We start from the raw sequence: 8,434 nt of genomic DNA, 5'->3' as shown, positions 1-8,434 counted from the left end.
GATGAGGTAATAGACTTTAATATTGAACCGCTTCAATTCGCAAAGACGCCTCCTTATTCTTACTATTATGTTAGAAAAAATAAAGAAATATTTCTTATTGATGCCGCAAATAACAGGTATTTCAAAGAATATGAATTTGTAAAGTCTCCCTATAGAGAAAGAGGAATTCTTCTAAAGAAAAACGGAAAGATAGGCGCTCAGAGACCCTTTTTTGAAGATGGAACATGGAAGCTTGTAGGAGATCCTGCATCCTATAAATATGATAATATTTATAAATATCCTGATGCTAATTCTTTATTCACCATTATGGAAATCAATAAAAAGAAAGGATTGATGTTTTATGATGGCGATACTGTTATTCCTATCGAATATGATTCAATTTCTCACTCCAACTCCAATGATACATGGGAATTTAATGCCTACCAATTAGATGGAAACAAAAAAATTATCCAGACAACACGATATACCAGAAGTATAAAGTTTCCTCCGCCACCGGGATTTTCAAAAAATGACGATTCCAATCTTCTGGAAAGGAAAGAAATGGATGCATTGTATAAAAAATCTTATCATTTAAGTGAATATGATCATGTGTATTATTACAGGGATAAAACGCCTGCTATTGTAAAAGATAATAACAGTGGTAAATTTGGGATTACTTCTTTATTTAATGGAGGAAAAATAGATTTTCTATACGACGATATATTTACGGTCGAGTATCATGTTTCAGGTTCCAAAAATAAATATAAAGCATATGTTTTTAAAAAGGGAAACAAATATGGTCTTTTTGATAAATACAATAATTATTCAGCATATCCTGCCGAATATGATAGTATTGAACAAAAATATTATACAACAAAGGATATTAATTCTTCTGCGCCACCTTATGAAATGCCATATCTGGTCTTCAGAAGGAAAGATAAATATGGTGCAGATAATTTCAATGTTAAGCTTTTCAATATGATTCCTTTCGACTATGATGAAATTACAGACAGAAACATCACTGTAAAAAATAAGATGTTTGGGATCTGGGATAATATGCCTTTCAGAACGTATCTTTCGAAACCCAGGCTTATCAAAGAAATCTCTTTCGGAAAAGACAGAGCTTTTGTATTCGAGGTTTTAAATAAAGATAATAAGAAAATACTGGTGTACAGAAACGGGCTTGAACTTTACAGAAAAAAATAAGCGGTCACAAAAGACCGCTTTTAACTTATAGATTCTGCTTAATTCGTTTTGCTGACAGATTCAAAAACCGTTTGACCAGCATCACGGCAGAGATCGTAAGGCCCAGTCCTAAAGCAATCCACATTCCGAAAGCGCCCATATTCAGAGTGACACACAGAAAGTATCCTAAAGGAATGGTAATAAGCCAGTAGGCAATAAAAGTGTAAATAGAAGGAATCTTCACATCCTGTAAGCCTCTTAATGTTCCCAGCGCAGTCACCTGGATTCCGTCAGAAAGCTGGAATAAGGCGGCAATAATCATCAGTTTAGAAGCCAGGGTAATTACTTCAACCTCTTCTTTTTTCGTAAAGAAAGTCGGGAGGATATTACGCCCGAGAATAAAAAGGATCCCGCAGATACACATAAAAATGAACGCAATTTTCAGGTTGTTGATCCCTACTTTCCTCAGTTCCGTAAAGTTTCTCTCGCCCAGTTTCCTGCCGATCATTACCGTAGAAGCCACACTGAACCCGATGCATAAATTAAAGGTAAAGGAAGCCATGCTCAGGGCAATCTGATGGGAGGCAATATCATGGGCCGAGATCAGCCCGCATATAAATGCGGCTCCTGCAAATGCCGTTACTTCAAAAAACATCTGCAGTGCCGTAGGTAAGCCCAAACGGATCATCTTATCAAACATCTGTTTTGAAAAAACCTCCACTTTCAATGAAAAATCTTTAATATACTGCCTCGTTTTCTTTTCATTAAGCAAGACAAAATACAGGAAGACCACCATGAAAATCCGCGCAATCAGCCCTGCCAGCGCAGAACCTTTTACACCCATTTCCGGGAATCCGAAAAGCCCTTTGATAAAAACGTAATTCAGGACAATATTAATGATGTTTGCAATAATCGTAGCCTTCGTTACGCCGATGGTATAGGACAGACCCTCCGAAACTTCCCTGAGCGTCTGGAAAGCCATAAACGGAACAATACTGATGGCCATAATCGTTAAGAAATCAACCGTGTCCGGAATGATTTTAGCAGGCTGCCCGGAATGATACAGCAGCGGCATGGCCAACAGCAGAATCCCCATTAGAAGGATCCCGACTGTCATATTGATGATGAACCCATGGCTGAAAACCGAGTTGATCGTTTTATGGTCCTGTTTTGATTGCGCTTCGGATACCAGCGGCGGAATGGCAAAAGAAAATCCCAAAGCCAGTACAAATATGGAAAAAAATACCGCATTCCCCAATGAAACGGAAGCCAGGGCATCTGCTCCCAGCAATCTCCCGACAATAATATTGTCAAAAAGATTTACGGATACCTGCCCAACCTGGGTCAGCATCACGGGCAGCGCCAATGTGAGGCATTCTTTGGTGTAGTTTTTATGTAAAAATCTCATAACAGTTTATAGTTCCTATCTTTTTAATTGTGTTTGATTAAATAACCTCATGTCAGCATGGGGTAGGATCAGTCTTAATATTACAACTGAATCAGATCAACAAAGATAAAGTCATTAAACCTGATTCCGATCCGTTTTACATTACCGGTTTTTTAATTATGCATAACGCAAAAAAAATTGCAGTAATCAATGATACTGCAATTTTTATAATTTATTTAAAGTAATAATTACATTATTTCCTTACAAAACTTGCGACGTCATCGGCAGAAACGGTGTTGCCTCCTAAGATAATCAGCCTTTCCACTACGTTTCTCAGTTCTCTTACATTTCCGGTCCAGGAAAGTGCTTTCAGTGCTTCAACCGCTTTATCATCGAATTTCTTTACAGCCGTACCGTGTTCATCAGCAATAACGCCGGAGAAATGATCTACCAGCAATGCAATGTCTTCTTTTCTTTCATCCAGGGAAGGCACATAGATTTCAATAACAGAAAGCCTGTGGTAAAGGTCTTCCCGGAATCTTCCGGCTTCAATTTCCTTCTGCATGTTTTTATTGGTAGCCGCAAGAACCCTTACGTCCACTTTAATTTCCTTATCGCTTCCTACAGGGGAAACTTTGCTTTCCTGCAGGGCCCTTAATACTTTTGCCTGGGCAATTAAGCTCATATCACCAATCTCATCCAGGAATATTGTACCTCCGTTCGCCTGCTCAAATTTACCCTGCTTATCCTTAATGGCTCCTGTAAAAGATCCTTTTACGTGTCCGAATAATTCAGATTCAATCAGTTCGGACGGAATTGCCGCACAGTTAACCTCAATCATCGGGCCTCTTGCACGGTCGCTCTGGTTATGGATCGCGTGGGCTACCAGTTCCTTTCCTGCACCGTTCGGGCCTGTAATTAAAACCCTTGCGTCAGAAGCAGCAACTTTTTCAATCATATCCTGGATCTTCTTCAAACCTGCCGATTCGCCGATCATCTGGTATTTTTTGCTGACCTTCTTTTTCAGGGTCTTGTTTTCTGTCTGTAGGTTTTTGTTTTCTTTTTTCAGATGCTCTTTAGCCAGTGCATTTTTTACACTCGTAATCAGTCTGTTGATATCGATAGGCTTAGAGATAAAATCATATGCACCGTCTCTCAGGCAGGAAACTGCAGAATCAATATCTGCGTGGCCTGAAATCATAATGAAAGTAGATTCCGGTTTTAAAGCCAAGCTCTGCTTCAAAAGCTCAGTGCCCGAAACTTTAGGCATTTTAATATCAGAAATTACCAGGGCAAAATCTTCTTTTTCTATTTGTTTGTAGCCTTCAAGGCCATCTTCGGCAATAATAAATTCGTATTCAGTAAGTTCGTCGGATAGGATACTCTGGAGTACTCCTGAAATTGCTTTTTCGTCTTCTACAATAAGGATTTTTTGCATAGTTGCAAATTTAGATTTTTTTGATTGAATTATTAGCAAAAACTATACCTAAATGATTCTATTCCGAATAATCCCGCTGCCCGAAAATAGCGGATCCTACGCGCACGGAATTGGCACCGCATTCAATGGCGACAGGGAAATCATCACTCATTCCCATGGATAATGTTTCGAGGGGTTTCAGCTGGTTAAATTCATCAAAAATATGTTTCAAAGTCAGAAATTCATTTTTTACCTGTTCCTTATCATCCGTAAAAGTAGCCATGCCCATCAGTCCTGTAATTTCAATATTTGGAAATTCACCCTGAATATATTTACTAAAAATATTTCTGGCTTCTTCAGGTTCCAGTCCGAACTTGCTTTCCTCTTCAGCTATTTTTACCTGAAGCAGTACTTTAATCGTACGGTTGTGCTTTGCCGCTTCTTTGCTGATTTCCCTGATCAGCTTTTCAGAATCCACGCTTTGGACGGTATCTACAAATTCAGCAATATATTTTACTTTATTCGTCTGTAAATGCCCGATGATGTGCCATTGGATATCTTTGGGAAGGAGCGGATACTTCTCTGTAAGTTCCTGCACTTTGTTTTCACCGAAAATCCTTTGTCCGAAATCATAGACGTCCTGGATCGCTGAAACGGGATGTGTTTTTGAGACTGCAACCAGCTGTACATGTTCCGGCAGCTGTTTTTTTATATGATTGTAATTTTCCTGAATGTTCATAGGGCAAATTTCTGAAATTTAAAGCATAAAACAATGATGCTTTGATATATTAAGGCTGGCCTGTAATTTCTTTAAGGTAAAGCGCATTTTTAACCGCTGCCGTACCCCAGGTGTTATTAAAAAAGATAAAGGTTGTTTGTTGGCCTGCTTTAATTTTTTCAGCCAGGTGATTAATGAATTCCTCACTGTATTCTGATTTGTAGAGAACAGGAGTTCCGTGCAGCCGGTAATATAAAATTCCGGGATGATTCACAATTACATCTTCGGGAAGGTTACCGGGAAAGCTTACGCCTGAAAAAACAATCTGACGGTCTTTTAAAAGGCTGAAAATTTCATCCCTCCACCAGGATTCATGACGGAATTCAATAACATTAAGATAACTGAAATCAAGGCTGTCTAAGATCAGGCTGATATTTTCAGGTGTATTTTTAAACGAAGGCGGAAACTGGTACAGAAACCCGGAGAGCTTCTCTTTCAGATGATCCTGAATGTGAAGGCAGAACTCGAAAATTTCTTCCCTGCAGTCTTTAAGCCTTTTCTCATGGGAAATGGTTTTGGGAATTTTGATAAAAAACCTGAAATCATCGGGCGTTTCCTCAGCCCATTTCAAAAGGGTTTTGGCCGTCGGCTTCCTGTAAAAAGTAGAATTGATTTCCACGCAGTTAAATGCCTGGGAATACAGGGTAAGGAAGTCTTTACTTTTGGCATCTTCCGGGTACAGAGATCCTTTCCAGTCGTTATTGTAAAAACCTGAACATCCGATGTACAAATTTTCCTTTTCCATAATTTATTTGTTTAGGTTAACGGAATTCAGCCGCAGAGAATTTAAAATCACCGACAGGGAACTGAAGCTCATGGCCGCCGCAGCGATCATCGGGGACAGTAAAATTCCGAAAAAAGGATACAATAAGCCTGCCGCAACGGGAATGCCCAGTACATTGTAGATGAAGGCAAAGAACAGGTTTTCCTTAATATTCTTCAGGAGTTTTTCACTTAAAAGCCGTGCTTTTGCAATGCCGGAAAGGTCACCTTTCAACAGGGTAATTTCTGAACTTTCAATCGCCACGCCGGTTCCGGTGCCCATCGCAATCCCGATATTGGCCTGGGCTAAAGCAGGGGAGTCATTGATTCCGTCACCGGTCATGGCTACAATTTTCCCTTTCTGCTGTAGTCTTTTAACCTCATTTAATTTATCTTCAGGAAGGCAGTTGGCTTTAAAATTCCTGATTCCCAGTTCATCCGCAACTGCTTTTGCCGTATGTTCATTATCTCCGGTCATCATGATCACTTCAATGCCTTCGTCCGACAGCCGCTGAACTGCCTTTCTGGAGCTTTCTTTTATCTTATCGGTAAAACTGATGAACCCGAGCACTTCATTTCCCTGCGCGACATAAGAAATGGTATGGGCTTTTGACTGGATTTCAACCGCTTTCTTTTTTAAATTTTCGGGAATTGATATATCATGTGCTTTCAGCAGGCTTTCATTGCCCAGATAAATGGTTTTTCCTCCGATATTTGCCTTTACACCTTTTCCCGAAATGGTTTCAAAATTTTCTGTTTTTTCTGGAGAAATATTTTCATCCTGTGCTTTTCTGATAACGGCTCCCGACAGAGGATGTTCTGAGTTCTGGTTTAATGAAAATGCCAGCTGTAAGATCAGGGCTCTGTTGTCTCCGCGAACGGTTTCAATATGTTCCACAGAAGGTTTCCCTTCGGTCAGGGTTCCTGTTTTATCGGTAATTAAAACATTCACCTTATTCATCTGTTCCAATGCTTCCGCATTTTTAATAAGGATGCCGTTTTTGGCTCCTTTACCGATTCCCACCATTAAAGACATCGGAGTGGCCAGTCCTAACGCACACGGACAGGCAACAATCAGTACGGCAACGGCATTTACAAAAGCAAACAGGCTTCTTTTACCTTCCGGCCCGAAAAACTGCCAGATGATAAAGGTGGCCACAGCTGCTAAAATAACGGCAGGAACAAATATTTTTGCCACTTTATCCGTAAGTTTCTGAATCGGGGCTTTGCTGCGGCTTGCTTCATTAACGAGTCTGATAATCTGTGAAAGCAGGGTTTCATCGCCTACCTTTTCAGCTTTCATGATAAAGACCTGGTTGCCGTTGATGGTTCCTGCTGAAACTTTGTTGTGGATACTTTTCTCAACAGGTACCGGTTCGCCGGTAATCATGCTTTCGTCCACATAGGAAGTCCCTTCCGTAACCTGTCCGTCCACCGGAATTTTTTCACCGGGCTTTACTTTTAATAGATCACCGGTTTTTACCTGGGAGATCAGTACTTTTTTTTCTTCTCCGTTAATCAGGATGGTGGCTTCATCAGGAGATAAATTCATTAATTCCCGTATGGCATTTCCTGTTTTTTTATGGGCAAGGGCTTCCATCAGCTGGCCTAAAATAACCAGGGTCAGAATAACACAGACCGCCTCGAAATACAATGGGATTTCATGATTATGCCCCCTGATCTCATGCGGAATCATATCCGGAAAAGCCAAGGCTGCAATACTGAAAATAAATGCAGCAGCCACTCCCAAAACGATTAAACTGAACATGTTAAGGTTCACGGTTTTGAAAGATACCCAGCCTCTTCTGATCAGGAACCAGCCCGAATAGAATAAAACGGGAAGCGTTAAAAGCAGTTCAAAAATTCCCTGAACCTGATGGGAGAAGGGAAAACTGAACATCATCCCGCCCATCGAAAGAATAAAAACCGGAACGGTAAATGCCAATGAAATGATAAACTTTCTTTTTAAGATCTGATATGTTTCGTCTTCATCTTCGTTTTTATCAGGCATCCTTACCAGATCCATCCCGCAGACAGGGCAGTCCCCGGGCTCATGCTTAATGATTTCAGGGTGCATCGGGCAGGTATAGGCTGCCGTTTTCTTTTCCGGATATTTTACCAGGTCCATTCCGCACACCGGGCATCCAATGTTGGTGTCATAGACTTTATCACCTTCACAATACATCGGGCAGTAGTATTTCCCGGCCATTTCATCCGTAACTTTAGGCGCTTCATGATGATGGTTGTGATGATGAGTATGGGCGTGGGGTTCCGCATTTTTAACCAGTTCTTCCGTAATCGGTTCCAAGTGCATGTTGCAAACGGGACAGTCACCTTTCTCGGGATATACTTTGTCCTTTTCACAAAACATCGGACAGTAATAGTTTCCGATATGGTCTTTGAAATTTTCAGGGAGATGGGTTGATGAATAGGCAGGCCTGTAATCCGGGTCTTTTGAATGTTTTTCTTCAATAGGAACCAGGTACATGTTGCAGACCGGGCATCTTTTTCCCTGCTGGAAATATACTTTCTCGCCTTCGCATTCCATCGGACAATAATAGACGGAAGAAGGGGAGATGCGGTCCTGCGGTTTTACAACAGAATCCCGGTCAGGATGGGCCGGGTCTTCAAGTTTATAATTCCCGATTTCTTCCAAAGCTTTATTCAAAACCGGCAATTCGGCTTTTTTATCGGAAGTGATGGTTGCCGTATGGTTTTCTAAGTCAATATCTGCTGTGATACCTTCAATGCTGTTCAGTTTTTCAGAAATTTTATTCCGGCATCCCGAACAGGTCATTCCGAGGATTTTATATTGTTGCTGCATAATCAGTCCTTTTAAATGTACAGTACAAATTTCCGGAATGCAAATGGAAACGTGTTATAAATTTAAGGATAATGATTATAAAATTAAGCCGGGACCGCAATC

At 40.5% G+C, this 8,434-nt stretch carries 6 protein-coding genes; 1 reads left to right on the top strand and 5 read right to left on the bottom strand.

What is annotated here, in order from left to right:
• A partial coding sequence (locus ASE55_RS20285) for a hypothetical protein (RefSeq protein ID WP_157844633.1) occupies positions 1-1,185 on the top strand: 1,185 nt, incomplete at its 5' end.
• Positions 1,186-1,210: 25 nt separating this feature from the next.
• Here the strand turns inward: ASE55_RS20285 and ASE55_RS06575 are convergent.
• The 5 genes from ASE55_RS06575 to ASE55_RS06555 form a co-directional block, all read right to left on the bottom strand.
• Positions 1,211-2,572: an MATE family efflux transporter gene (locus ASE55_RS06575; RefSeq protein WP_056216860.1), complete on the bottom strand. Its 1,362-nt coding sequence runs from the start codon at positions 2,570-2,572 to the stop codon at positions 1,211-1,213.
• 232 nt (positions 2,573-2,804) lie between these two features.
• The gene (locus ASE55_RS06570) at positions 2,805-3,989 is read right to left on the bottom strand and encodes a sigma-54-dependent transcriptional regulator (protein WP_056216857.1); all 1,185 of its coding nucleotides are present in this window, start codon (positions 3,987-3,989) and stop codon (positions 2,805-2,807) included.
• Between the two features lie 58 nt (positions 3,990-4,047).
• Positions 4,048-4,707 carry a YggS family pyridoxal phosphate-dependent enzyme gene (locus ASE55_RS06565; RefSeq protein WP_056216854.1) on the bottom strand — a complete coding sequence of 220 codons (660 nt, stop codon included), beginning with the start codon at positions 4,705-4,707 and terminating at the stop codon, positions 4,048-4,050.
• Between the two features lie 49 nt (positions 4,708-4,756).
• Positions 4,757-5,491: a DUF72 domain-containing protein gene (locus tag ASE55_RS06560; protein WP_056216852.1), complete on the bottom strand. Its 735-nt coding sequence runs from the start codon at positions 5,489-5,491 to the stop codon at positions 4,757-4,759.
• A gap of 3 nt (positions 5,492-5,494) precedes the next feature.
• A complete protein-coding gene (locus ASE55_RS06555; RefSeq protein WP_056216848.1) occupies positions 5,495-8,332 on the bottom strand; it encodes a heavy metal translocating P-type ATPase in 2,838 nt (945 codons plus the stop codon).
• Positions 8,333-8,434: the final 102 nt, after the last annotated feature.

Origin of the sequence: Chryseobacterium sp. Leaf201 (assembly GCF_001421435.1) — a bacterium.
Classification (GTDB): Bacteria; Bacteroidota; Bacteroidia; order Flavobacteriales; family Weeksellaceae; genus Chryseobacterium.
Note: the sequence above shows the minus strand (reverse complement) of the source record. Positions and strands in the feature narration are given on the sequence as shown.